Genomic DNA, 24,106 nt, shown 5'->3' on the forward strand with positions numbered 1-24,106 from the left:
GAGAAGATCACGCCGGCGCCCGATCCCCCGCTTGTGGCGGCCGTCACAGGGGTCCCGTCCGCCTCCCGCGCCCCGCGTAGCGGGCGGTCGGCCTTCCTCCTACGCTCGTAGAGGAGAGGCTGCGGGAGGAGGGCGCCGGGGGATTCGGGGCAGACGCGGGGCAGGACACCACCGACCGGCAGAGCCCGGAGAGAAACGAGGACAGTCCCATGACCGTCGATCCCGCCGAGCCCGACACCTTCGACTCCGCCTGGGACGGCGAAGCCGACGCCGAGGCGCCGGAGGCGGACGCCGCCGAGCAGCACACCGAGCTGACCCCCACCGAGGACGACCCGCCCGGGTCCCGCGACCGCGACACCGCCGCCGAGGGCGACTTGGCCGAACAGGCACGGGTCGTCACCCTCGACGAGGAGGAGTACCGCTGACCTCGCCGGGCCCCCGGACGCACCCCCGTCCGGCCCCTGACCACGCCCGTCGCGCCCGGACCGGGATCGATCGGGGTCGTCCGTACCGCGAGAAAACTCGCTTTCGACCCCCCGGATCCGGTTACCGAAAAGTACGATGGCGGGCGCGGTGCGCGGCGCACTGAGATCGACGGAGAAAGTGGGAGGCGGCGTGACAGCCATCGAGCAGACCGAGGCGGCGCGCCCGCGGGGCACGCGGTTGCCCCGTCGAGCCCGACGCAACCAGTTGCTGGGCGCGGCCCAGGAGGTGTTCGTCGCGCAGGGCTACCACGCGGCCGCGATGGACGACATCGCCGAGCGCGCCGGGGTCAGCAAGCCGGTGCTGTACCAGCACTTCCCCGGGAAGCTGGACCTGTACCTGGCCCTGTTGGACCAGCACTGCGAGGCGCTGCTGACGGCGGTGCGCGGGGCTCTGGAGTCGACCTCGGACAACAAGCTGCGGGTCGCGGCGACCATGGACGCCTACTTCGCGTACGTGGAGGACGAGGGCGGCGCGTTCCGGCTGGTCTTCGAGTCGGACCTGACCAACGAGCCGGCCGTGCGCGAGCGCGTGGACCGGGTCTCCCTCCAGTGCGCGCAGGCCATCTCCGAGGTGATCGCGGAGGACACCGGCCTGTCCACCGACGAGTCCATGCTGCTCGCGGTGGGTCTGGGCGGGGTCTCGCAGGTGGTGGCACGGTACTGGCTGTCGAGCGAGAGCCCGGTGCCCCGGGACACGGCGGTGTCGCTGCTCACCTCGCTGGCCTGGCGCGGCATCGCGGGCTTCCCGTTGCACGGCGAGGGCCACGAGCAGCACTGAGCGCGGAGAGCGGCGGACGGCGCCGGCGGGACCCCGTGACGGGTCGCGCCGGCGCCGTCCGTGTTCGCTCCCAGCGTCCTCGCCGTACTCCGTACGGGTCCCTCCCCCGGGCTAGTGTGTCCGGAGTACGGTGCGTGATCGCGCACATCCGGATGTCGTCGGAAGGGACATAGCCGTGGAGGTCAAGATCGGCGTGCAGCACGCACCCCGGGAGATCGTCGTGGAGACCGAACTGAGCGCCGAGGAGCTGGAGAGCACCGTCACGGCCGCCCTGACCGGCGCCACCCCGCTGCTCTCCCTCACCGACGCCAAGGGCCGCAAGGTCCTCGTGCCGACGGACCGCCTGTCGTACGTCGACATCGGCGAGCCCGCCGTCCGCAAGGTGGGCTTCGGCGCCGCCTGAGGCTCCGGCACCGACCCGCGCCCGCTCGTGGCGCGGTCGAGCGCGGATCACGGCCCGGTGGATCTCTCCACCGGGCCGTTTCCGTTTCCTCCGCTTCGGGTAGTGAGGCTGCGACACGCTTTGCTCCGCAGGTGGGAGGGACCTCGATGCCGCTGACGCCCCTGTTCGAACTGCTCGGCTCCGCCGCGCTGGGGACCGCCTTGGCCTGGCTGGCGTTGCGCCGGCTGCCCGGCCGGTTGCCGACCCCGCGATCGGTGCTGGTGGGCACGGTGACGGGGGCGGTGGCCGGGGCGTTGATCACCCGGTTCGCGTTCGGCCCCGGGCACGGCGGCCCGCTGTTCACGCTGCTGGGCGCGGCCTTCGTCGGGGCGGTGGCGGTGGCCCTGTTCCTGCGTCCCTCGCACCGCCCGTCGCGGGCGCCCCGGCAGGCTCCGTTTTCCCTCCCGTCCGGCGGCTGATCCGGGATCGGCGGAGGGCCGACGCGCACGGCCGCCGGACGCCGGGTGAGCTCACCGGGCGTACGACGGCCGAGGGGGCCGATCAGGCGGCGAGGCCGAGGGCGGCCATCCGCTTGGTGTGCGCCTTGGTGATGCGGGTGAACATCTCGCCGACGGCGGCGAGGTCGAAGCCGGCGGCCATGCCGTCGACCCCGCCCACGAGCATGGTGGACAGGGCGTCGCGTTCGGCGACCACGCGCTGGGCCTGCGAGAGGGCCTCGCCCATGAGCCGGCGGGCCCACAGCGCGAGCCGGCCGCCGACGCGCGGGTCGGCCTCGATCGCGGCGCGGACCTTCTCCACGGCGAAGTTGCCGTGCCCGGTGTCGTCGAGGACGCCGAGCACGAGGGCGCGGCTGTCGGTGTCGAGGTGGGTGGCGACCTCGCGGTAGAAGTCGCTGGCGATGGAGTCGCCGACGTATGCCTTGACCAGGCCCTCCAGCCAGTCGGAGGGGGCGGTCTGGCGGTGGAAGTCGTCGACGCCCTTGGCGAAGGGCTCCATGGCGGCGGTGGGCTCGGCGCCGATGGCCGAGAGCCGCTCGCGCAGCCGCTCGAAGTGGTGGAACTCGGCGGAGGCCATCGCGGCGAGTTCGGCCTTGTCGTCGAGGCCGGGGGCGAGCTTGGCGTCCTCGGCGAGCCGCTCGAAGGCCGCGAGTTCCCCGTACGCGAGCGCCCCGAGCAGGTCCACGACGGCGGCGCGGTACTGCGGGGAGGCGGAGGCGGTGTCCCAGTCCTGCGCGGCGATCCCGACGGGCGTCGGCTCGGCTTCGGGCGCGTTCGTGTCGGGGGCGGCGTTCTCTTCGGTCGACATGCTCCGCACAATAGCCCGCTCCGCAACCGGTCACGGCACCGTCGTGAGCGGCGGGAACGGCCGGAGTGCCGGAATTCACCCGGCACACCTGCACGATTTGGGGGTACAGTGGTATTGCGCCTGCCGAGCACTCGGCGGGCCATCCGAATGAGGATGCCCGGTCGGTGGCCCGATCGGCTCCAAACCGACCGCCCTCGCCGCGGTACGCGCCCCGCGCGTCACCGCCCATGAGGGGCCCCCTCAGCGGTACGAGCGCTTGAGCGATGGCAGTGGTCCCGCGCAGCTTGGTACGTGGCAGTACGAAAGCCCGGCACGGTACGACCCCCCTCTCGCCGCCTCGCGCCGCGTCTCACAGAAGAGGCAGCACCCTGACTACGTTCCGAGACCTCGGGATCTTTCCCGAGACCGCCGAAGCCCTCGAAGCCGTCGGCATCACCTCCCCCTTCCCCATCCAGGAGATGACCCTCCCCGTCGCCCTCTCGGGCTCGGACGTCATCGGCCAGGCCAAGACCGGCACGGGCAAGACCCTCGGTTTCGGCCTGCCCCTGCTGGAGCGCGTCGTGGTCCCCGCCGACGTCGAGGCGGGCCGTTCGCGCCCCGAGGAGCTGACGAACTCCCCGCAGGCCCTCATCGTCGTCCCGACCCGCGAGCTGTGCACGCAGGTCACCAACGACCTCCAGACCGCCGGCAAGGTGCGCAACGTGCGCGTCCTGGCCATATACGGCGGCCGCGCCTACGAGCCGCAGGTCGAGGCCCTCCAGAAGGGCGTCGACGTGATCGTCGGCACCCCCGGCCGCCTGCTCGACCTCGCCGGCCAGCGCAAGCTCGACCTGTCGAAGGTCAAGGCGCTGGTCCTGGACGAGGCCGACGAGATGCTCGACCTGGGCTTCCTGCCCGACGTCGAGAAGATCATCAACCTGCTGCCGGCCAAGCGCCAGACGATGCTGTTCTCGGCGACGATGCCGGGCGCCGTCATCGGCCTCGCCCGCCGCTACATGTCGCAGCCCACGCACATCCGCGCGACCACGCCGGACGACGAGGGCCTGACCGTCGCCAACACCACCCAGCACGTGTTCCGCGCGCACTCGATGGACAAGCCGGAGCTGGTCTCCCGCATCCTCCAGGCCGAGGGCCGCGGGCTGGCGATGATCTTCTGCCGCACCAAGCGCACCGCCGCCGACATCGCCGAGCAGCTGGAGCGTCGCGGCTTCGCCTCGGGCGCCGTCCACGGCGACCTGGGCCAGGGCGCCCGCGAGCAGGCGCTGCGCGCCTTCCGCAACGGCAAGGTGGACGTGCTGGTCTGCACCGACGTGGCCGCGCGCGGCATCGACGTCGAGGGCGTGACCCACGTCATCAACTACCAGTCCCCCGAGGACGAGAAGACCTTCCTGCACCGCGTGGGCCGCACCGGCCGCGCGGGCGCGAAGGGCACCGCCGTCACCCTGGTCGACTGGGACGACATCCCGCGCTGGCAGCTCATCAACAAGGCGCTGGGGCTGGACTTCCACGACCCGCAGGAGACCTACTCCACCTCGCCGCACCTCTACGAGCTGCTGCACATCCCGGCCGGCACCAAGGGCGTCCTGCCCCGGTCCGAGCGGACCCGCGCGGGTCTGCGCGCCGAGGAGGTCGAGGACCTCGGCGAGACCGGTGGGCGCGGCCGCAAGGCCGCCGCGCCGGCCGCCCGCGTCGAGGAGCGCGCCCCGCGTCCGGAGCGCACCCGCGCCCCGCGTCAGCGGCGTCGGCTGCGCGGCGGCTCCGAGCTGCCCGCGCAGGGCGAGGCCCCGGCCGCCGAGTCGGCCGCGCCGGTGACCCCGGCCGGTGACCCCGCGTCGGAGGGCCCGCGCCGCCCGCGTCGTCGTCGGACCCGGTCCACGGCCGCGAGCCGCGCGGCGCAGGCCGCCGTCGTCGCCCCGGTCGAGACCGCGCCGGCGCAGGCCGCGCCGGTCGAGGCCGCCCCGGTGGTGCCCGTGGTGACGGAGCCGGCCCCGGCCGCCGCCGTCGTGGCCGAGCCGGCCGCCGAGCCGCGTCGTCGGACCCGGACCCGCAAGAAGGCCGAGACCGCCCCGGTCGAGGCCGCCGAGGCCGTCGTCGCGGTGACCGAGGCCCCCGTGGCCGAGGCGCCCGTCGAGGAGGCCCCGGCCAAGCCCCGCCGCACCCGCAAGACCGCCGCCGCGAAGGCCGCCGAGGCCGTCGTGGAGGCCGCCGAGGCCATCACGGAGGAGGCGGCCGCCAAGCCCCGCCGCACCCGCCGTACGGCCGCCGCCAAGGCCGCCGAGGCCGTGGAGGCCGCAGCGGTGACCGAGGCCCCCGCCGAGGAGGCCCCGGCCAAGCCCCGCCGCACCCGCAAGACCGCCGCGACGAAGGCCGCCGAGGCCGCCGCCGCGACCGTCGAGGGCGCGGAGGAGGTCGTCGCGGCCCCGCGTCGGACCCGCCGCACGGCCGCCGCCAAGGCCGCCGAGACCGTCGAGACCGCAGCGGTGACCGAGGCCCCCGCCGAGGAGGCCCCGGCCAAGCCCCGCCGGACCCGCAAGACCGCCGCGACGAAGGCCGCCGAGGCCGCCGCCGCGGGCGAGGAGGCCCCGGCCGCCCCGCGTCGTCGCACCCGCAAGAAGGCCGAGACCGCCCCGGAGACCCCCGAGGCGTAGGTTCGGCCCACGGCACGTCCACGGCCCCGGCCCCCGCGAGGGGGACCGGGGCCGTCGGCGTTCCCACGACCGGCCGCACCGGCCCCGCCGGCGCCTCCCCCGGCCGCCCCCGGCTCGGTAGCCTCGGGCCATGAGCAAGCCTCCCTTCCTGACCCTGCCCCCCGGCGCCCGGGCCCGGGTCCTCGACACCGCGCGCGGCCCCTTCGCCGTCCACGAGGCCGGCGCGGCGGGCGCGGGCACGGCACTGCTGGTGCCGGGCTACACGGGCAGCAAGGAGGACTTCGTGGGCCTCCTGGCCCCGCTCGCGGACGCCGGGTACCGGGTGGTGGCGGTGGACGGGCGCGGGCAGTTCGAGAGCCCGGGGCCGCGCGAGGAGTCGGCGTACACCCTGGCGGAGCTGGCCGCCGACGTGCACGCGCAGGTCGCGGCCCTGGGCGCGGCGGGCCCGGTGCACCTGCTGGGGCATTCGATGGGCGGCCTGGTGGCGCGCACGGCCGTGCTGCGGGACCCGGCCCCGTTCGCCTCGTTGACCCTGCTCAGCAGCGGCCCGGGGGCGGTCTGCGAGGAGCAGCGGGCGCGCACGAAACTGCTGGTGACGGGCCTGGAGCTGCTGGGTGACGACATGCCGGCGGTGTGGGAGGCGATGCGGGCGGAGAGCCCGGACGGGATCGCGGAGGAGTCGCCGGAGCTGACGGCGTTCCTGCGGCGGCGGTGGCTGGGGACGGTGCCGGAGCAGTTGATCGGGACGGGGCGGGCGCTGATGGACGAGCCGGACCGCACGGCGGAGCTGGCGGAGCGCGCGCCGGACCTGCCGAAGCTGGTGCTGTCGGGGGTCCGGGACCCGGTCTGGCCGGTGGCATGGATGGACAGCATGGCCGAAACCCTGAATGCGACGCGGATCACAATCGAGGGGTCGGAACACTCGCCGAACGCGGAGAAACCGCAGGTCACAGCGGGTGCGTTGATCCGGTTCTGGGAGTCTGCGCACCGCTCATAGTTAGGCTGGCGAAAAATTTCCTTAGCGTAGGGAATGTTTGCTCCATACACTTCGTTAGCACGGGTACAGGAAGTACACACACCGACGAAGGGAGAAGCATCATGCGCTTCGAGATTCTGCGCCTTGACGACGTCGACGGCAGTGCCGTGGACAGCACCGTCGTGGACGCGGCCTCCGTCAACCGGATCGTGCAGCAGGCCGCAGCCGTGGGCCAGCGCATTCTGATCCGACCGGCAGCGTCCGCGTCCTCCTGATCCACCCTCGGCCGATCCACTGATCGGCACCAACCGACCCGAACGCCCCCGCATCGCCATGACGTGGCGATACGGGGGCGTTCGCATGTGCGCAGACGCGCGAAGGGGCTACTGGGGCTCAGGCTCCGTTCACGACCTGCGTGACGCCGTTGATGATCTGCTGCACCGCGATGGCGGAGAGCATCATGCCCGCGAGCCGGGTCACCAACACCACGCCGCCGTCCTTGATGATCCGGATGATGACCAGCGAATACCGCATCACCAGCCACAGCACCAGGTGCATCGCCAGGATCGCGGTCCACACCGAGAGCTGACCGCCGAAGCCGTCCGCCTTCTCCACCGCCAGGATCACCGACACGATCGCGCCGGGCCCCGCCAGCAGCGGCATGCCCAGCGGCACCAGCGCCACGTTCACGTCCTTGGTCTGCTTGGGCTCGTCGGTCTTGCCCGTGAGCAGGTCCAACGCGATCAGCAGGAGCAGCAGACCGCCCGCGATCATCAGCGCCGGCACCGATACGTGCAGGTAGTTCAGGATCTGCCGGCCGCACAGGCCGAACACCGCGATCACGCCGAAGGCCACGCAGACGGCCTGCCAGGCCATCCGGCGCTGCACCTTCGCCGGGCGGCCGGAGGTCAGCGCCAGGAAGATCGGGGTGATCCCCGGCGGATCCATGATCACGAACAGGGTGAGGAAGAGCGAGCCGAACACGGCGATGTCGAACACGGTGATGCCTTGGCCTTGCGAAGTGACGGAAGAACGAACGGTCGGCGCGCGCACGGGCGCGCCACGCTGCCGGCCCGGCCCGCCCGGGGACGGACGGCCGGCGCGACACGCGACGGGTGGGAGAAGGGGGTGAGGGACGGGAGCGGGCGCACGACCGCGCGCCGACCCGGTGGGAGACGGACCCGCGCGGCGGGCCCGGCCGAGGGCTCAGCCCCCGGCGCGTCCACCCGTGCCGGGCACCGGGAAGGCGCCCGTGGCACGGCGGGTGATCTCGCCGTAGATCTCGGGATCGGTGGTGTACTCCCCGAGCCGGCAGGTCTTGCGACTGCCGTGGTAGTCGCTGGAGCCGGTGACGAGCAGGCCCAGCTCGGCGGCGAGCCCGCGCAGCCGGGCCCGGGTCGGGTCGTCGTGGTCCATGTGGTCCACCTCGATCCCGTCCAGCCCCGCCTCGGCGAGCGCCGCTATCGCCTCGTCGGACACGACCCGACCGCGTTTGACGGCCGCCGGGTGCGCGAACACGGTGACCCCGCCGGCCGCCTTGACCAGCCGGACCGCGTCGAACGGGTCCAACTCGTGCTTCTCCGCGTGCGCCCGACCGCCGTCGGCCAGCCACATCGGGGTGAAGGCGTCCGAGACGCTCGCGACCACGCCCAGCTCCACCAGGGCGGTCGCCAGGTGCGGCCGGCCCACCGAGCCGCCGGCCGCGATCTCCGCGACCCGCTCCCAGGTCACGGGCACGCCCAGACCCTGGAGCTTGGCGACCATGGCCCGCGCGCGCGGCACCCGGTCGTCCCGCACCAGCTCGCGCTCGCGCGCCAGGTGCGGCTCGGCCGGGTCGAAGAGGTAGGCCAGCATGTGCAGGCCGATGCCGTCGAGCCGGCAGGAGAGTTCGGCGCCCGGCACGACGGTCAGCCCCTCGGGGGCCGCGGCCAGGGCCTCGGCGTGCCCGGCGACGGTGTCGTGATCGGTGATCGCCACCACGTCCAGCCCCGCGCCGGCCGCGTTCGCGACCAGTTCGGCGGGGGTGTCGGTGCCGTCGGAGGCCGTGGAGTGGGCGTGCAGGTCGATGCGCACGGCACGGCTCCAGGGGTCGAACGGACGGACGGGACACCTCAGGATAACCGGGCCGTAAGTCCCTCCCGGCCCCCCGGCTACACCCGTGCCCGAGCCCACCCGGGCGGACGCGCCCGCCCGGGGAGCGCCGGGGTCAGCCCAGCACCCGGGGCGAGAGCGCCCCGCAGGGCAGCAGCTCCACCTCGGCGCCCGCGTCCCGCAGGTCCGTCAGCACCAGTTCGTCGTACATCAGCAGCCCCGACTGCTCGGGCCACACGATCGCCCACAGCCACAGCCCGCGCGCCTCGCCCGCGAACACCGCCCGGTCCGCCGGAGCGCCCTTGACGTGCCACAGGGGGGTGGGCCGGCCGGCCGCGACCACCTTGGCGTGCGGCGGGGAGCTCACGTCGATCGCGGTGCCGGGGTCGGGGCCGTCGATGCCCGCGTACCGGGCCCCCAGGCCCACGCCCAGTTCCTCCGCGACCAGCAGCAGTTCCCCGATCCCGCCCAGCGGGCCGGGTCCGGAGCAGGCCACGGCCGTGGCCCGGACCCCGGAACGGTCGTCGCCGGCCGCCGCGACCCCGGTGAACAGCCAGCCCACGGGCAGCGGCCAGGGCATCCAGACCGGCACCCGGGAGCGGTTCACGATCACCCCGAGCCCCTCGACGCTCGGCGGGAGCACCGGTTGCAGGGGTTGCACGGGACCGTGGGCACCGCAGTTCCAGGTGTCGGCGAAGAGGCCGGGCGCCCTGACCCGACCACCGCACTTCGGGCAACTCGGTTCGCCCCTCATAGGGAGCACGGTCCTCCCCGGCCGGCGCCGCGTCAAGGGACGATCACCCGTCCGGATGCGATCGGGGCGGATTGCCCCGGGCGCGGGCGCCGGGGGGGGCTCAGTCCAGGGCCACCGAGACCCGGCGGGGGTCGCGCAGGTCCGTGCCGCGCGCCAGCCACCGCTCGCGCAGCGCCGTCGCCCCGTGCACCCGCTTCCACGCGGCCTCGTTCGCGGTCATCGGCAGCAGTGGCAGGAAGCGCACCGGCTCCAGCGGCGGGTCGGTCTCCAGGTCCGGCACCAGCCCGCCGGACTCGGCCACCAGGACGGAGGAGAAGGGGGCGCCCGGCCACAGCGGCTCCCCCGTGTCCAGCGAGGCCCCGGCCGCCACCACCAGGCCCTCGACCTGCGGGGCGGCGGCGAGCACGGCGAGCGGCCGGAGCACCTTGTCGGTGTCGGCCAGGCCCGCGCGGACGGTGAGCACGAGTTCGGCGCGCGGCCCCTTCACCGGGTCGGCCACCATCGCGGTGGGATCGGTCATGGGGTGCGCGGACATGCCGAGGGTCGCGTAGCGCACCAGCCCGTCCTCGGGCGAGAGGAAGCGGAGCACCTCGATCCGGTCGGTGCCGAGGAAGGTGACGGCGGCACGGGCGTCGGGTTCGCCGAGCGCGGTGCGCAGCCGGGCCTCCACGAGAGCGAGAAGTTCAGCCATGCCCGCGAGCATAGAACGCGTATCGCGCGGGTAAAGACAGCCCTTTGGGCAAGTACCGACTGCTACTGTTGACCGCCGGCCAGGGCTCCCGCGTCTCTTCGCGGTGATCACGCGCCCCGGCCGTCAGGACTTCCCCCACGGGGGACCGGCCGGAGGAGGTGGGGCTGCGGTGGATCGAAGTCGATCGGGCAGTACGAGCAGCTCTTCCCCGCATACCGGCCCCCACCCGGGCCGCCGCCGCTCCTGACACCACCGACCCACCCGGACCCCTCCGCCGCGCACGCGGATCGTTCCGGGCCCGTCCGCCCGTACGGCGACCCCGCGTTCCGCGTCGGCCGCCGTACCTCCGAACGGGCCCCGGACCCGCGGGGGGAGCCTCCCGGTCCCGACGCCGCCACGCAGTGCGGCAGAGCGGGCCCACGGGTCGACGGCACTCGGGACACGGCCGCGCGGGAGAGCGCACGGCAGCACCCTCACCTCCCCGTACCCACTCCGCCGTCCCCGCCGCACCGCCCTTGTCCCAAGGGTCGCGGGCGGGGGCCGGGGTCGTCCCGCCGCGCGGGTCAGTGCCGCGCCAGGAGCCTGCCATGTCGATGATCCGTGATCTGCGCGCCGTCGTCCGTCCGCGCAAGTCCACCCCCAACCAGCCCGGTTACGACAGCACCCGCGACCACCTGGCCGCCGGCAGCGCCGTCGTGGACTGCGGGCTCTACCGCGAGGGCCGCCGGATGAGCGGCGGCTGCCTCAGTCCGCGCGAGGCGATGCGCCGGGTGCGCGCCGACGGGGGCTTCGTGTGGATCGGCCTGCACGAGCCGACCGAGGCCGAGTTCGCCGGGATCGCGGCCGAGTTCGGGCTGCACCCGCTGGCCGTGGAGGACGCCGTGCACGCGCACCAGCGGCCGAAGCTGGAGCGCTACGACGACACCCTGTTCACGGTGTTCAAGACCATCCACTACGTGGAGCACGCCGAACTCACCGCGACCAGCGAGGTCGTGGAGACCGGCGAGGTGATGTGCTTCACCGGCCGGGACTTCGTCATCACGGTCCGGCACGGCGGGCAGGGTTCGCTGCGCGGGCTGCGCAGCCGGCTCCAGGACGACCCCGAGGCCCTCGCCAAGGGCCCCTCGGCGGTGCTGCACTCGATCGCGGACCACGTCGTGGACGGGTACATCGCGGTCGCGGCGGCCGTGCAGGACGACATCGACCTCGTGGAGACCGAGGTCTTCGCGGCCCCCACCCGCTCGGGCAAGGGCGCGGCGCGCGGCTCGGACCCGGGCCGGATCTACCAACTCAAGCGCGAGGTACTGGAGTTCAAGCGGGCCGTCACGCCGATGATGCGGCCGATGGAGCTGCTGGGCGAGCGGCCGATGCGGCTGATCGACCCGGACATCCAGAAGTACTTCCGCGACGTGGCCGACCACCTGGCCCGGGTGCACGAGCAGGTCACGGGCTTCGACGAGCTGCTGAACTCGATCCTCCAGGCGAACCTGGCGCAGGCCACCGTGGCGCAGAACGAGGACATGCGGAAGATCACCTCGTGGGCGGCGATCATCGCCGTGCCCACGATGATCTGCGGGGTGTACGGCATGAACTTCGAGCACATGCCGGAACTGACGTGGAAGTACGGCTACCCGATGGTGATGGCCGTCATCGCGGGCTCCTGCTTCGCGATCCACCGCACCCTGCGCCGCAACGGCTGGCTGTAGGGGCGGGTACCGCGGCGGCGCCCCGCGAGTTCACCGGGAGGACATCGCGCAGTGGTGTCCTCCACCCGGCGCGGGGCGCGAGGATGCGCGCGTGAGCACACCGTCGAAGCCCCGCCGCCGCCCGTGGACGCCGAACCGCCCCGAGGGGGACGGGGCGTCTGCCGTGCTGTCCGTGCTGTGCCTGCTGCCCGCCGGCCTGCTGAGCTGGAACGGCTTCACCGACCCCGGGGCCGGGACCTGGATGCTCGTGCTCGCCTGGGTCCTGCCCGCGGCCGGCCTCTGGGTGGCCTTCCGCGACGTGCGGGCCTGGCTGCGGGCACGGCGCGAGCGGGCGGCTGCCCCGGGCCCCGACGAGGGCCCGGGATCCGGTGCCGCACGGCCTACCCTGGGGCCATGACACTGAGCACGCTCGATCTGGCGCTGGTCGAGGAGGCCGTCCGCAAGTCGGGGTTGATCTGGGTGCGCGGCACCGGGGTCGATCGCGCGCTGTGGCACGCCTGGGTGGACGGCGCCGCGTACGTGGTGGGCGGCGGGCCCGGGGAGCAGCCGCTGCCGGGGCTCGCGGACGGGGGCGCGGTGGTGGTGACGGTGCGTTCGAAGGACAAGGGCGGCCGGCTGCTGGCGTGGACCGCGCGGGCCGAGGAGGTCACGCCGACCGATCCGCGGTGGGAGCCGGCGGTGGCCGAGCTGAAGGGCAAACGGCTCAACTCCCCCGACACCGAGACGATGACGGCGCGCTGGGCGCGCGAGTGCCGGGTGCTGCGGTTGGAACCGTTCTCGGTGGACACCGAGGGGCCCACGCACGCGCTGGCGGCGGAGCCGCTGCCCTCGCCGGCCACCACCCGCCGGCCCGCGCCGGCGGGTCTGCCGAAGCTGCTGCTCAAGCGCCGCCGGCGGTCCTGACACCGGGGCCCGGGGGCGCGGTCTCAGGAGGTGCTCGCGCCGCCGACCGCGCCGGCGTCGGGGGCGGGGCTCTCGGTGGGGTCGGTGCCGGGGCCGGGCTCGGTGCCGGGGCTCTCGCCGGGGGCCGTGCCGTCGGGGCCGGCCGGGCCCGCGTCCGTGCCGGGGCTCGCGTTCGGGTCGCCGCCGGGGCCGAGGTCCGCGCCCTCGCCCGCGCCGGCCGTGGCCGAGCCGGCGCCGCCGCCCGTGCTTCCCGTGCCGCCGCCCTTGCCGCCCCCGCCGGTCCTGCCTCCGCCCTTGCCGCCCGCGGCGGGGCCGGTGGGGAGTTGGCTGCCGTAGTCGACGACCTGGCCGGCGGGCGGGGCGTCGAGGGCGACGGGCCCGCCCCAGTCGGAGAGGGTGACGGCGCCGGCGCCGCCGCCGCGTTCCATCCGCAGCGGGTAGGGGGTGCCGGTGAGGGCCACGGACATCCGGCCGCCCTTGCCCTCGTCGGCGAGGACGGGCACGACGCGGTCGCCGTCCACGTCCCCGTAGGGGCCCTTGGTGAGCTTCCCGGTCATGCCGAGCAGGCCGTCGAGGAGCACCCGCATCTCGGTGAACCCGCGGAAGCGCGCGTAGGAGGGGTCCTTCTCGGGGACCTTCACGTACTTGTCGCCGAGTTTCGCGGCGGATTCGGAGGTGCCCCAGAACGCGGCGCCGGCCTTGACCCACAGGGTGTCCCCGACCCGGAGCAGGGTGAACGTGGCGTCCTGGGCCTTGACCTGCCCGGTGCCGCCGTCCTTCCCGAGCCGCATGTCGAGGGTGTAGGTCTTGCCGCCGGTGAGCAGGGTGCCGGCGAGGCGGACCGAGCCGGCCCCGTTCGCGGCGGCGCGGGCCTTGTCGTTCACGGCCTGCGGCTCCAGCTTGCCGACCCCGTTGGTGCCCTTGTCGGGGTCCTCCTTCTCGCAGGCCCCGACGGTGAGGGCGAGGCCCAGGGCGAGGGTCGCGGCGAACGCGGCCCGCCACGGCCGGGCGGCCCGGGGGCCTGCGGGGGTGGAGACGCTCACGACAGTGCCTCTCGTCGGGGGCCGGACGGCACGCAGCGTACCGGGCGGGCGCGCGGCGGGTGCCCGCGCGGTGGGCGGTCGGCGCCCGCCCGGACCCCGTGCGGGCGGCCCATCAGGGCGAACGGTGCGATCACGGGCTAGCCTGAGGGCCGCAGACCCGTTTCGCGGGCGCTTCGGCGTCCGCCCTGGAGCCACCACAAGGAGGCGCACGTCGATGGCAGCAGGCGCCCCGCGGATCTTCGTCTCGCATCTGTCGGGAGTGCCCGTCTTCGACCCCAACGGTGACCAGGTCGGGCGCGTGCGCGACCTGGTGGCCATGTTGCGGGTCGGCGGCCGGCCGCCCCGGCTCCTCGGGCTCGTGGTGGAGGTGGTCAGCCGACGGCGGATCTTCCTGCCGATGACCCGGGTGACGGGCGTGGAGTCCGGGCAGGTCATCACCACCGGTGTCGTGAACATGCGGCGGTTCGAGCAGCGGCCCACCGAGCGGCTGGTGCTGGGCGAGCTGTTGGACCGTCGGGTGCGGCTGGTCTCGGACGACCAGGAGGTCACGGTCCTGGACGTGGCGATCCAGCAGTTGCCGGCCCGGCGGGACTGGGAGATCGACCGGATCTTCGTCCGCAAGGGCAAGATGGGCGCGCTGCGGCGGCGCGGGGAGACGCTGACGGTCGAGTGGTCGGCGGTCACGGGCTTCTCGCTGGAGGAGCACGGGCAGGGCGCGGAGAACCTCGTCGCGACCTTCGAGCAGATGCGGCCGGCGGACCTCGCGAACGTGATGCACCACCTGACGCCGAAGCGGCGCGCGGAGGTGGCCAACGCCCTCGACGACGACCGGCTCGCGGACGTCATGGAGGAGCTGCCCGAGGACGATCAGATCGAGATCATCGGGAAGCTGAAGGAGGAGCGCGCGGCGGACGTCCTGGAGGCGATGGACCCGGACGACGCGGCCGACCTGCTCTCCGAGCTGTCCGAGGACGACCAGGAGCGGCTGCTGACGCTGATGCGGCCCGACGACGCGGCCGACGTGCGGCGCCTGTTGTCGTACGAGGAGAACACCGCCGGTGGTCTGATGACCACGGAGCCGATCGTGCTGCGGCCGGACGCGACGGTCGCGGACGCGTTGGCGCGGGTGCGGATGGCGGACCTGTCGCCGGCGCTGGCGGCGCAGGTGTACGTGTGCCGGCCGCCCGACGAGACGCCGACGGGCAAGTACCTGGGCACCGTGCATTTCCAGCGGCTGCTGCGGGATCCCCCGTTCACGCTGGTGAGTTCGATCGTGGACGCCGACCTGCCGCCGCTGCGGCCGGACGCCTCGCTGCCGACGGTGGCGGGGTACCTGGCCGCGTACAACCTGGTGTCGGTGCCGGTGGTCGACGAGAGCGGGTCGCTGCTCGGCGCGGTGACCGTGGACGACGTACTGGACCATCTGCTGCCGGACGACTGGCGGGAGACGGACTTCCACTCCGAGGAGGCCGCCCGTGGGCGTTGAGCGGGGGCCCGAGCAGGGTCGGGAGCGGCGGCGCGACGCGCTGCGGGAGCGGCGTGAGGCGGCCCGTCGGCGGGCCCGTGAACACGGCCTGGCGGTCGGGGACGCGGGGTCGGCGGGCGGCGGGTCCGGCGCGGGCCGGGAGCGGTCGGCGGCGGACCGGGAGCGCGAACGGGAACGGGAGCGGGAGCAGCGCCAGGAGCGGGAGCGCGAGAAGGAACGGGAGCGGGCGAAGGCATCGGCGACCGGGCAGGCGGGGCGGTCGCGGGCGCGGCTGGACCAGCCGAGGCCGGCGCGGCGGCGGTTGCTGCCGGAGTACGACCCGGAGGCATTCGGGCGGTTCTCGGAGAAGATCGCGCGGTTCCTGGGCACCGGACGGTTCATCGTCTGGATGACGATCATCATCATCGTCTGGGTGCTGTGGAACATCTTCGCGCCGGCCTCGCTGAAGTTCGACGAGTACCCGTTCATCTTCCTGACGTTGGCGCTGTCGTTGCAGGCGAGTTACGCGGCCCCGCTGATCCTGTTGGCGCAGAACCGGCAGGACGACCGGGACCGGGTCAACCTGGAGCAGGACCGCAAGCAGAACGAGCGGTCCATCGCCGACACGGAGTACCTGACGCGTGAGATCGCGGCCCTGCGGATGGGTCTGGGCGAGGTCGCGACCCGGGACTGGATCCGTTCCGAGTTCCAGGACCTGATCAAGGAGCTGGAGGAGCGTCGCCCCCCGATGGCGGAACGTGACGAAGGCGACCGCTGACGGTCTTTCCGCGCGGCCCCCACAGCGGCCCCGGCGCCGTACCATCGGGTTCATGGCTACCGACACAAGCTCCGCCGGCGCGCCGGGCGTGCCCGACCAGGACGCGATCCTGGAGGCCCTGGCGACGGTGAACGACCCCGAGATCAACCGGCCGATCACCGAGCTCGGCATGGTGAAATCGGTCGAGATCGCTCCGGACGGCGCGGTGGACGTGTCCGTCTGGCTGACGGTGTCGGGCTGCCCCATGCGCGAGACGATCACCTCCAACGTGCGCGGCGCGGTGGAACGGGTGCCGGGCGTGGGCGCGGTGAGCGTGACCCTGGACGTGATGGGCGACGAGCAGCGCAAGGAGCTGGCGACGGCGCTGCGCGGCGGGACCGCCGAGCGCGAGGTGCCGTTCGCGAAGCCGGGGTCGCTGACCCGGGTGTACGCGGTGGCCTCGGGCAAGGGCGGGGTCGGCAAGTCCTCGGTGACGGTGAACCTGGCGGCGGCGATGGCGGCCGACGGGTTGAAGGTCGGCGTGGTGGACGCGGACATCTATGGGCACAGCGTGCCGCGGATGCTGGGGGTGGACGGGCGTCCGACCCAGGTCGAGAACATGATCATGCCGCCGTCCTCGCACGGCGTGAAGGTGATCTCCATCGGCATGTTCACCCCGGGCAACGCGCCGGTGGTGTGGCGCGGTCCGATGCTGCACCGGGCGCTCCAGCAGTTCCTCGCGGACGTGTTCTGGGGCGACCTGGATGTGCTGCTGCTCGACCTGCCGCCGGGCACCGGTGACATCGCGATCTCGGTGGCGCAGTTGGTGCCGAACGCGGAGATCCTGGTGGTGACCACCCCGCAGCAGGCCGCGGCGGAGGTCGCGGAGCGGGCCGGGTCGATCGCGGTGCAGACGCACCAGAAGATCGTCGGCGTGGTGGAGAACATGTCCGGGCTGCCGTGTCCGCACTGCGACGAGATGGTCGACGTGTTCGGCACCGGTGGCGGGCAGCTGGTCGCGGACGGGCTGACGAAGACCACGGGCGCGACCGTGCCGGTGCTGGGGCAGATCCCGATCGACGTGCGGCTGCGCGAGGGCGGGGACGACGGCCGGCCGGTGGTGCTGGCGGCCCCGGACTCGCCGGCGGGCGCGGCGCTGCGGGCGATCGCGGGCAAGCTGGGCGGCCGGCAGCGGGGGCTGTCGGGCCTGTCGCTGGGGATCACCCCGCGCAACAAGTTCTGACCCGCTCCGGGAGCTTTCGAGAAGGGGGCGCGCGGCTTCGGCCGGGTGCCCCCTTCGGCGTTCCGGGGGGCCGGTCAGGCGCGGTAGCCGGTGAGGTCGCCGGCGCGGGCGAAGGCGAGGCCGTAGGCGCTCATGCCGCGGCCGTAGGCGCCGAGGTGGACGCCGATGGCGGTGGTGCCGGCGAGGACCCAGCCGAATTCGGACTCGCGGTAGTGGAACGGGGTGGGCACGCCGTCCACGGGCAGGGTCAGGCTCGCCCAGTCGGGGCCGGCGAGGTCGTCGGCGAGTTCCCAGGCGGCCTCGGTCTGCTGGTCGAGCCAGTGGTCGCGGCGGATGTGGTCCATCTGCGCGGGCCAGGTGACGGTGAGGAGGCCGGAGCCGGCGAGCCAGGCGGCGGAGGAGACGGAGGTGGCCTCCAGGACCCCGGTGCCGTCGCCGCTGCGGCGGGGCGGGACCCCGTTGACGGTGACGACCACGGCGAAGCGTTCGCGTTCGACGCCGGGTTGTTCGGCGCGGACGACGGGCTCGTCACCGTGGCCGGTGGAGCCGTGTTCGACGCTGCCGTCGGCGGCGGTGCCCACCTGCATGAGCCAGCGGGGGCCCGTGAAGGCCGCGTCGAGTCCGTACCAGGGGAATTCCGCCCTCAGGTAGGCGAGGGTCCTGGCGGTGCCCCCGGCCGCCGCGGGCGGGGGGACGGCGCCGCTCGCGGGTCCGCCGGCCCGTTCGTCCGCGGGCTGTGTGCCGACCCGGCTGCTGGTGGTCTCCATCTGCGCGGCCTCTCGCTTCGTGGGGACCTCGGTCGGGCCCCACCCCTCGGGCGTCCTGCGTCCGGACAAAGGGAGAGAATAGCCGGCCCCGGGGCCGCTCACGGGCAGCGCGCGGGGGATGGCGGGCGCCGGGTCGTGGCACGGGCGGGCGTGCGGGGAGCGCGTTCGGGGGCGCGTGCCCGGCCGCGCGCCGGGTCAGGTGGCGTCGAGGTCGTAGCGCACGCGCGGCTCGGCGGCCGGGGTGGCGGGCTTCTTGAACATGTCGTGTTCGGCCTCGGCCGGCGCGGCGGGCCTCTTGGTCAGGTCGGGGCCGGCGGCGGGCGCGGGCACCTCCGGGGAGACGTCGGCGGCCGGGTCGGGGCGGGGCTCGCGGCCCTTGACGGCGTCGGTGACCTCGGTGAGTTCCTTGCGCAGGTCGAAGCTCTCGCGGAGTTCCTTCAGCTCGCCGCCGCCGTTCTCGGCGAGCTGCTTGCGGATGAAGTTCTTGGGGTTGAGGTCCTCGAACTCGAAGTCCTTGAACTCCGGGCCGAGCTCGGAGCGGATGTCCTGCTTGGCGCTGTCGGAGAAGGACCGGATCTTGCGGATGATCGCGGCCGTGTCCTGAATCAGCTTCGGCAGCTTGTCCGGGCCGAAGATGAGGATGGCGATGACCGCGATCGTGAGGATCTCGAGTCCGCCTATGTCGTCCAGCACCTTGCCGCTCCTCGACTCATCACCTGTGACCAGTCCCACGGTACCCCGGGTGTGCCCCGGGGAGGACACCCCGGGGGCCGTGGTCCCGTGCCGTTCACTCGGGCGTCAAGAGCCGTTCGCGGTGCCCAGGACCAATTCGGTGGTGCGCGCGCGGCCGTCGCGCTCGTACGTCAACGTCAACGAGTCCCCCGGACGGTGCGCGCGGATCTTGACGATGAGCTCGTCCCCGCCGCGCACCCGGGCCCCGTCGACCTTGGTGATCACGTCGCCGGCGCGGATCCCGGCCCGGTCGGCGGGGCCGTCGGGGACCACGGCGGGTTTGCCCTCGCCGCCGTCCCCGCCGACCCGGGCGCCGTCCCCGGCCCAGCTCAGGTCGAGGGTGACGCCGATGACGGGGTGGGTGGCGCGGCCGGTGCGGATCAGTTCCTCGGCCACGCGTTTGGCCTGGTTGACGGGGATGGCGAAGCCGAGGCCGATGCTGCCGGTCTGCCGGCTCGGGCCGCCGTCGGCGCGGCCGCGGCCCTCCTCGCCCTGGTTGCCGGTGTCCTCGGGGCCGCGGATGGCGCTGTTGACGCCGATCACGCGGGCCTTGGAGTCGAGCAGCGGGCCGCCGGAGTTGCCGGGGTTGATGGGGGCGTCGGTCTGGAGGGCGTCCACGTAGCTGATGTCGCTGCCGTCGCCCTTCTCGCCGCCGGCGGTGATGGGTCGGCCGGTGGCGCTGATGATGCCGGCGGTGACGGTGTTGGACAGGTCGAAGGGGGCGCCGATGGCGACGACGGGGTCGCCGACGCGGACGTTCTCGGAGTTGCCCAGGGCCAACGGGCTCAGATTGCGCACCCCCTCGACCCGCACCACGGCCAGGTCGTAGCCCGTGTCGCCGCCGACGAGACGGGCCGGGACGCTCTCGCCGGAGCCGAAGGTGACGTACATCCGGGTGGCGCCGGCCACGACGTGGTGGTTGGTGAGGATGTGGCCCCGGGAGTCGAGGACGAAGCCGGTGCCGGTGCCGCCGCCGTCCCCGTCGCCGCCGGAGACGTGCAGGGTGACCACCCCGGGCAGGGCCCGCTCGGCGATGCCGGCCACCGACTCGGGGGCCCGGCCCCGGTCCTCGGGGCCGGCCTGCGGAAGGACCACGGAGGCACCGGCGCGGCGTTCGGCGAGCACGCCGATCCAGCCGCCGAGGCCGCCGGCGACGAGGGCGACGCCCAGGCCGAGGCCGATCAGGGTCAGGGTGCGGGGGCCGCGCCGGGCGGTGTCGGCCGGGCCGTGGTCGACCACCTGGAAGGGGGCCCGGGGCAGGGCGGCGGGGGCGGGCGGGTCGAAGCCGGCGACCCTCGGCGGCGGGATCCGCCCGTCCGACCCGGCCGACGCGGGCTCGGTCGGTCCGGGCTCGGTCGGTCCGGGGGCCGGTTCGGTGGGTCGGGTGTCGGACACGGCGTTGCTCCCCCGGGAGGTGGACGCGTGCCGCCGGCGCGACGGCACCCCCGGATTCAACCAGGTCGCGGGGGTCCCGCAGGGGGCGCGGCGGCCCGGGGTGCCCCGCCGCACACGTGCGCGACGGGGCGGCCGGTCAGGGGCCGGTGAGCAGGATCGGGGCGCCGCCGGTGGCCACGGGGGGCAGCGGGGACGGGCTGGGGCCGCCGGCCGCCGGCCGGTCCGCGTCCCGGCCGCCGTGGGCGTGCGGGTCGATCCGGTAGGGCGAGGGCAGCCCGTCGGGGGTGGGCAGCGGGGCCCGGACGGAGGCGTCGGCCACCGAGAGGGCGCCGCCGGCGGGGCCGAAGCCGGCCGGGCCGGGCCGGACGGCGGGGGTGACGGCCGAGCCGTCGCCGCGCGCGGCCTGCTCGGCGGGGTCCAGGGGCAGGGCGCCGCCGAGGGCCAGGGCCGCCAGCGAGACCGCGCCGGCGGCGACGAACGCGAACCGGCGGCGCGGCCGGCCCACCTCGTGCACGCGGAAACCGCCGCGGCCGTCGGGGCGGACCGGGCCGCCGCCGAGGACCGTGCCGAAGGCCATCCCGCCGAAGGGGTCGGTGCCGGCCGGTGGGCGGGCCCCGGTGCCGGGTCTGACGGGGGCGGTGCGGAAGCCCCCGCCGGGGAAGGGGCCCGGTGGGCCCTCGGGGCCGCTCGGCTGCCCCGGCAGGCCCTGGAGGCGCGCCAGCAGCCCTTCGGAGAGGGGGGGCGGCTCGGCCTGGGTGAACATGCTCTTCACCCGGCGCTGGGCGTCGGCCTCCGCCTTGCATCGGGGGCAGGTGGCCAGGTGCGCGAGGACCCGCTCGCGCGCGTCGTGGCTCAACTCCCCGTCGACGAGGGCGGCCAGACGGTCGCCCAGGTGGTGGTCGGCGGGTGAGGTACCGGAACCGCTCACGCCCGCGCACCACCCTCTCCCCCGGCGAAGGACGCGGCTCCGACGGGGATACCGACGGCGGTGCGGGCGGCGGGGGCCGTCCGGGCCGCGGGGGCGCGCTGTTCGGCGCGTGCCTGCGGGGAGCGGTGCTTGAGGGCCTTGCGCAGGTGCGAGCGGCCCCGGTGGATGCGGCTGCGGACGGTGCCGAGCTTCACGTTCAGGGTGGCCGCGATCTCCTCGTAGGACAGTCCCTCGATGTCGCAGAGGACCACGGCGGCGCGGAACTCGGGGGCGAGGGTGTCCAGGGCGTGCTGCACGTCCGCGTCGAAGTGCGTGTCGTGCAGGACCTGCTGCGGGGAGGGCTCGCGGCTCGGCAGGCGCTCGGCGGCGTCGTCGGCGAGGGCGTCGAAGCGGATCCGCTGCTTGCGGCGGACCATGTCGAGGAAGAGGTTGGTGGTGATGCGGTGCAGCCAGCCCTCGAAGGTGCCCGGCGTGTACGTGGACAGCGAGCGGAAGACGCGGACGAAGACCTCCTGCGTGAGGTCCTCGGCGTCGTGCTGGTTGCCGGTCAGTCGGTACGCCAGGCGGTAGACGCGAGCACTGTGCGCGCTGACGATCTCCTCCCAGGTGGGAGGGGTCCACGCCTGCGGGTCCGCATCGGTGGCGAAGGTCGCGGTGGTTGCGGGCACGGCGGTGCGGAAGTCAGCGGTCTCGGTCACGGATTTCGGCTCACCCGCCGACCAGAAGAGACGTCGGAAGACGCCTGACCGATCCACAGGCGCAGCCGCACCTCCCCTGTCGGCTCTGGTGGTGTCCAGTGGAGCCCCTACCATAGCCACCCCGTCCGTCAGCTCCGGATAAACGTTTTTACCGTTTCTTTACGGGAGCCGGTCCGCGGACGCTCCCAAGCGCCCCGCCCCGTCCCGTTCATCCCTTCCAACGCCCGGTCCCATCTGCGGGTTCCCGACTCCAGCGGATACAGTCACCGTTGCGCCAATCATTGGGGACAGGAGAGGGTCATTACCGGCAACCGGCAGACGAGCTGGGCGTTCGCCGACGCGTTCGTCGCCGAGGACGAAGCGCTGCGATGGGCCCGCGACCGGGCCCGCGAGTCGGGCCTGCGTTCGGTGTCCCCCGGAACCGGCGCCGCCCTGCGCCTGTTGGCCGCCACCGCCGACGCCAAGGCCGTCGCCGAGATCGGCACCGGCACCGGCGTCTCCGGCATCCACCTGCTGCACGGGATGCGCCCCGACGGGGTCCTCACCACCGTCGACCCCGAACCCGACCGGCAGGCATTCGCCCGCCAGGCATTTCGCGCCGCCGGCTTCGCCGGCAACCGGGCCCGCTTCATCCCCGGCCGCGCCCTGGACGTCCTGCCCCGCCTCGCCGACGGCGGCTACGACCTGGTGTTCTGCGACGGGGACCCGACGGAGTCGCTGGACTATCTCGGCGAATCGTTGCGCCTGCTCCGTCCGGGTGGCCTGGTCTGCTTCGAAGGGGTCTTCTCCGACGGACGCACCGTGGACTCGGCGGCCCAGCCGGTGGAGGTGCTGCGGGTGCGCGAGCTGCTGCGCACCGTCCGCGAGAGCCCCGCCCTGGAGGCCGCGCTGCTGCCCGTGGGCGACGGTCTGCTGTGCGCCGTGCGCCGCTGACCGACCCGCCCCCGACCCGCCCCGACAACGGCGCCGCCCCGGTGCCCCGCGCCTCGGAAAGGGGCGCGGGACGCCGGGGCGGCGTCGAAGATGTCGTGCGTGTCGTGCGTCGGGTCAGCCGACGACCTGCTTGAGGGCGTCGCCAAGGGCCGCCGCCTCGTCGGGGGTCAGCTCTACCACGAGCCGACCGCCGCCTTCGAGCGGTACGCGCATGACGATCCCGCGCCCCTCCTTGGTCACCTCGAGCGGGCCGTCGCCCGTCCGCGGCTTCATGGCCGCCATGCTCGTTCCCCTTCCTGAAACCAGCTCATCGTCAGCCGACGGCCCCATTCAGGTGCCTGGTACCCGGCATCGAACACATTGCTTCCCGGCCATTATCCCGCATGTCAGGACCCGATGACCAACATCGGTCGGGAACGCTTGCGCAACGCGCTCGACCAAAACCACTCATTTCGGCGATCGGCCTGCGATACTTCGCACTCCCCCACGCCCGAGCGGCCCGAGTTTCTTTGACGCACATCACATGTCGACCCCCCGGGGCGTCCGCCATGCTGGGCTCGACACCCGCGACGAAGGGGGATCCCACCATGGCCGACACGGTGCTCCACGACCTCACCGACGGACTCGCCACCGTCACCATCAACCGTCCCGACGCGATGAACGCCATGGACACCGCCACCAAGGAGGCCCTGCGCGACGTGCTGCGCGCGGTCGGGGCCGATCCGGCGGTCCGGGCCGTGCTGCTCACCGCCGCCGGCGACCGCGCGTTCTGCGTGGGCCAGGACCTCAAGGAGCACGTGGCCCACCTGGCCGCGGACCGCGAGTCCGGCACCTCCCGCACGATGGACACCGTCGCCGCGCACTACAACCCGATCGTCCGCGCCCTCACCGAGATGCCCAAACCGGTGGTGGCCGCGGTCAACGGGGTGGCCGCCGGCGCCGGCTTCGGGTTCGCGCTCGCCGCCGACTTCCGGATCGTGGCCGACACCGCCTCCTTCAACACCTCCTTCGCCGGGGTCGCGCTGACCGCCGACTCGGGGGTCTCCTGGACCCTGCCCCGGCTGATCGGCGCCTCCCGCGCCTCGGACCTGCTGCTCTTCCCGCGCACGGTGAAGGCCGCCGAGGCCCTCGAACTGGGCATCGCCAACCGGGTGGTGCCGGCCGCCGACCTGGCCGCCGAGGCGGGCGCGGTGGCCCGCGCGCTGGCCGCGGGCCCCACCGTCGCCTACGCGGCGATCAAGGAGTCCCTGGCCTACGGCGCGGGCGCCTCCCTGGGCGAGGCCCTGGAGCGCGAGGACCTGCTCCAGGCCCGCGCCGGCTCCTCCGCCGACCACGGGGCGGCCGTGGCCGCGTTCCTCGCCAAGGAGAAGCCGGTCTACGAGGGCCGCTGACGACAGGGTCGGCC

The 24,106-nt window shown here is 74.3% G+C and carries 27 protein-coding genes; 15 read left to right on the plus strand and 12 right to left on the minus strand.

Translation table 11 applies throughout. The annotated features are described in order from the left end of the window. The first annotated feature begins 209 nt into the window (after positions 1 to 209). From ACN20G_RS07430 to ACN20G_RS07445, 4 genes are all read left to right on the plus strand, one after another. Positions 210 to 425 carry a hypothetical protein gene (locus ACN20G_RS07430; protein WP_424211931.1) on the plus strand — a complete coding sequence of 72 codons (216 nt, stop codon included), beginning with the start codon at positions 210 to 212 and terminating at the stop codon, positions 423 to 425. 190 nt (positions 426 to 615) lie between these two features. Beyond that, positions 616 to 1,263: a TetR/AcrR family transcriptional regulator gene (locus tag ACN20G_RS07435; protein ID WP_424211932.1), complete on the plus strand. Its 648-nt coding sequence runs from the start codon at positions 616 to 618 to the stop codon at positions 1,261 to 1,263. A 175-nt stretch (positions 1,264 to 1,438) separates the two neighbouring features. Continuing rightward, a complete protein-coding gene (locus tag ACN20G_RS07440; protein WP_424211933.1) occupies positions 1,439 to 1,666 on the plus strand; it encodes a DUF3107 domain-containing protein in 228 nt (75 codons plus the stop codon). Between the two features lie 146 nt (positions 1,667 to 1,812). After that, entirely contained in the window at positions 1,813 to 2,124 is a 312-nt protein-coding gene (locus ACN20G_RS07445) for a hypothetical protein (protein ID WP_424211934.1), read from the plus strand. Positions 2,125 to 2,206: 82 nt separating this feature from the next. Here ACN20G_RS07445 and ACN20G_RS07450 read toward each other — a convergent pair whose 3' ends face one another. After that, the gene (locus tag ACN20G_RS07450; protein WP_424211935.1) at positions 2,207 to 2,971 is read right to left on the minus strand and encodes a ferritin-like fold-containing protein; all 765 of its coding nucleotides are present in this window, start codon (positions 2,969 to 2,971) and stop codon (positions 2,207 to 2,209) included. Positions 2,972 to 3,429: 458 nt separating this feature from the next. Here ACN20G_RS07450 and ACN20G_RS07455 point away from each other — a divergent pair, with 458 nt between their 5' ends. From ACN20G_RS07455 to ACN20G_RS07465, 3 genes are all read left to right on the plus strand, one after another. Beyond that, positions 3,430 to 5,619 (plus strand): DEAD/DEAH box helicase, encoded by a 2,190-nt coding sequence (locus tag ACN20G_RS07455; RefSeq protein ID WP_424211936.1) that lies wholly within the window; start codon positions 3,430 to 3,432, stop codon positions 5,617 to 5,619. Positions 5,620 to 5,749: 130 nt separating this feature from the next. After that, positions 5,750 to 6,616 (plus strand): alpha/beta fold hydrolase, encoded by an 867-nt coding sequence (locus tag ACN20G_RS07460; RefSeq protein ID WP_424211937.1) that lies wholly within the window; start codon positions 5,750 to 5,752, stop codon positions 6,614 to 6,616. A gap of 101 nt (positions 6,617 to 6,717) precedes the next feature. Continuing rightward, on the plus strand, positions 6,718 to 6,870 hold the full coding sequence (locus tag ACN20G_RS07465; protein ID WP_424211938.1) for a hypothetical protein: 153 nt from the start codon (positions 6,718 to 6,720) through the stop codon (positions 6,868 to 6,870). Positions 6,871 to 6,988: 118 nt separating this feature from the next. On the opposite strand, the gene ACN20G_RS07470 is transcribed toward ACN20G_RS07465, so the two are convergent. From ACN20G_RS07470 to ACN20G_RS07485, 4 genes are all read right to left on the minus strand, one after another. Next, positions 6,989 to 7,594 (minus strand): MarC family protein, encoded by a 606-nt coding sequence (locus ACN20G_RS07470; protein ID WP_424211939.1) that lies wholly within the window; start codon positions 7,592 to 7,594, stop codon positions 6,989 to 6,991. A gap of 207 nt (positions 7,595 to 7,801) precedes the next feature. Beyond that, positions 7,802 to 8,668 carry a PHP domain-containing protein gene (locus ACN20G_RS07475; protein ID WP_424211940.1) on the minus strand — a complete coding sequence of 289 codons (867 nt, stop codon included), beginning with the start codon at positions 8,666 to 8,668 and terminating at the stop codon, positions 7,802 to 7,804. A 133-nt stretch (positions 8,669 to 8,801) separates the two neighbouring features. After that, a complete protein-coding gene (locus ACN20G_RS07480) occupies positions 8,802 to 9,440 on the minus strand; it encodes a DUF6758 family protein (RefSeq protein ID WP_424211941.1) in 639 nt (212 codons plus the stop codon). A gap of 100 nt (positions 9,441 to 9,540) precedes the next feature. Further along, complete coding sequence (locus tag ACN20G_RS07485; RefSeq protein ID WP_424211942.1) at positions 9,541 to 10,131, minus strand: suppressor of fused domain protein; 591 nt, start codon at positions 10,129 to 10,131, stop codon at positions 9,541 to 9,543. A 587-nt stretch (positions 10,132 to 10,718) separates the two neighbouring features. Here ACN20G_RS07485 and ACN20G_RS07490 point away from each other — a divergent pair. From ACN20G_RS07490 to ACN20G_RS07500, 3 genes are all read left to right on the plus strand, one after another. Beyond that, positions 10,719 to 11,837: a magnesium and cobalt transport protein CorA gene (locus tag ACN20G_RS07490; protein WP_424211943.1), complete on the plus strand. Its 1,119-nt coding sequence runs from the start codon at positions 10,719 to 10,721 to the stop codon at positions 11,835 to 11,837. A gap of 91 nt (positions 11,838 to 11,928) precedes the next feature. Then, the gene (locus tag ACN20G_RS07495; RefSeq protein WP_424211944.1) at positions 11,929 to 12,234 is read left to right on the plus strand and encodes a hypothetical protein; all 306 of its coding nucleotides are present in this window, start codon (positions 11,929 to 11,931) and stop codon (positions 12,232 to 12,234) included. Then, the gene (locus ACN20G_RS07500) at positions 12,231 to 12,740 is read left to right on the plus strand and encodes a hypothetical protein (RefSeq protein WP_424211945.1); all 510 of its coding nucleotides are present in this window, start codon (positions 12,231 to 12,233) and stop codon (positions 12,738 to 12,740) included. The genes ACN20G_RS07495 and ACN20G_RS07500 overlap by 4 nt, the downstream gene beginning before the upstream one ends. Before the next feature lie 23 nt (positions 12,741 to 12,763). On the opposite strand, the gene ACN20G_RS07505 is transcribed toward ACN20G_RS07500, so the two are convergent. Beyond that, positions 12,764 to 13,783 (minus strand): hypothetical protein, encoded by a 1,020-nt coding sequence (locus ACN20G_RS07505; RefSeq protein WP_424211946.1) that lies wholly within the window; start codon positions 13,781 to 13,783, stop codon positions 12,764 to 12,766. 214 nt (positions 13,784 to 13,997) lie between these two features. On the opposite strand from ACN20G_RS07505, the gene ACN20G_RS07510 reads away from it, so the two are divergent. From ACN20G_RS07510 to ACN20G_RS07520, 3 genes are all read left to right on the plus strand, one after another. After that, on the plus strand, positions 13,998 to 15,269 hold the full coding sequence (locus ACN20G_RS07510) for a magnesium transporter MgtE N-terminal domain-containing protein (protein WP_424211947.1): 1,272 nt from the start codon (positions 13,998 to 14,000) through the stop codon (positions 15,267 to 15,269). A gap of 88 nt (positions 15,270 to 15,357) precedes the next feature. Next, complete coding sequence (locus ACN20G_RS07515) at positions 15,358 to 16,026, plus strand: DUF1003 domain-containing protein (protein WP_424215413.1); 669 nt, start codon at positions 15,358 to 15,360, stop codon at positions 16,024 to 16,026. A 52-nt stretch (positions 16,027 to 16,078) separates the two neighbouring features. After that, entirely contained in the window at positions 16,079 to 17,248 is a 1,170-nt protein-coding gene (locus tag ACN20G_RS07520; protein ID WP_424211948.1) for an Mrp/NBP35 family ATP-binding protein, read from the plus strand. Positions 17,249 to 17,322: 74 nt separating this feature from the next. Here ACN20G_RS07520 and ACN20G_RS07525 read toward each other — a convergent pair whose 3' ends face one another. The 5 genes from ACN20G_RS07525 to sigE all read right to left on the minus strand — a co-directional run bounded on the left by ACN20G_RS07525 (position 17,323) and on the right by sigE (position 21,882). Next, positions 17,323 to 18,015 carry a hypothetical protein gene (locus ACN20G_RS07525; RefSeq protein ID WP_424215414.1) on the minus strand — a complete coding sequence of 231 codons (693 nt, stop codon included), beginning with the start codon at positions 18,013 to 18,015 and terminating at the stop codon, positions 17,323 to 17,325. Between the two features lie 195 nt (positions 18,016 to 18,210). Then, positions 18,211 to 18,708 carry a sec-independent translocase gene (locus tag ACN20G_RS07530; RefSeq protein ID WP_424211949.1) on the minus strand — a complete coding sequence of 166 codons (498 nt, stop codon included), beginning with the start codon at positions 18,706 to 18,708 and terminating at the stop codon, positions 18,211 to 18,213. Between the two features lie 105 nt (positions 18,709 to 18,813). Further along, on the minus strand, positions 18,814 to 20,142 hold the full coding sequence (locus tag ACN20G_RS07535; protein ID WP_424211950.1) for a S1C family serine protease: 1,329 nt from the start codon (positions 20,140 to 20,142) through the stop codon (positions 18,814 to 18,816). Positions 20,143 to 20,278: 136 nt separating this feature from the next. Beyond that, on the minus strand, positions 20,279 to 21,070 hold the full coding sequence (locus ACN20G_RS07540; protein WP_424211951.1) for an anti-sigma factor family protein: 792 nt from the start codon (positions 21,068 to 21,070) through the stop codon (positions 20,279 to 20,281). Next, positions 21,067 to 21,882 carry an RNA polymerase sigma factor SigE gene (gene sigE / locus ACN20G_RS07545; RefSeq protein ID WP_424211952.1) on the minus strand — a complete coding sequence of 272 codons (816 nt, stop codon included), beginning with the start codon at positions 21,880 to 21,882 and terminating at the stop codon, positions 21,067 to 21,069. Before sigE ends, ACN20G_RS07540 begins: the two co-directional genes overlap by 4 nt. Before the next feature lie 120 nt (positions 21,883 to 22,002). On the opposite strand from sigE, the gene ACN20G_RS07550 reads away from it, so the two are divergent. Beyond that, positions 22,003 to 22,701 (plus strand): O-methyltransferase, encoded by a 699-nt coding sequence (locus ACN20G_RS07550; RefSeq protein ID WP_424215415.1) that lies wholly within the window; start codon positions 22,003 to 22,005, stop codon positions 22,699 to 22,701. A 114-nt stretch (positions 22,702 to 22,815) separates the two neighbouring features. On the opposite strand, the gene ACN20G_RS07555 is transcribed toward ACN20G_RS07550, so the two are convergent. Next, positions 22,816 to 22,983, minus strand: a complete 168-nt coding sequence (locus ACN20G_RS07555) for a DUF3117 domain-containing protein (RefSeq protein WP_424211953.1) — start codon at positions 22,981 to 22,983, stop codon at positions 22,816 to 22,818. A gap of 305 nt (positions 22,984 to 23,288) precedes the next feature. Between ACN20G_RS07555 and ACN20G_RS07560 the strand changes: the two genes are divergently transcribed. After that, positions 23,289 to 24,092 (plus strand): enoyl-CoA hydratase/isomerase family protein, encoded by an 804-nt coding sequence (locus tag ACN20G_RS07560; protein ID WP_424211954.1) that lies wholly within the window; start codon positions 23,289 to 23,291, stop codon positions 24,090 to 24,092. Positions 24,093 to 24,106: the final 14 nt, after the last annotated feature.

This window comes from Streptomyces dryopteridis (assembly GCF_049606955.1).
Classification (GTDB): domain Bacteria; phylum Actinomycetota; class Actinomycetes; order Streptomycetales; family Streptomycetaceae; genus Streptomyces.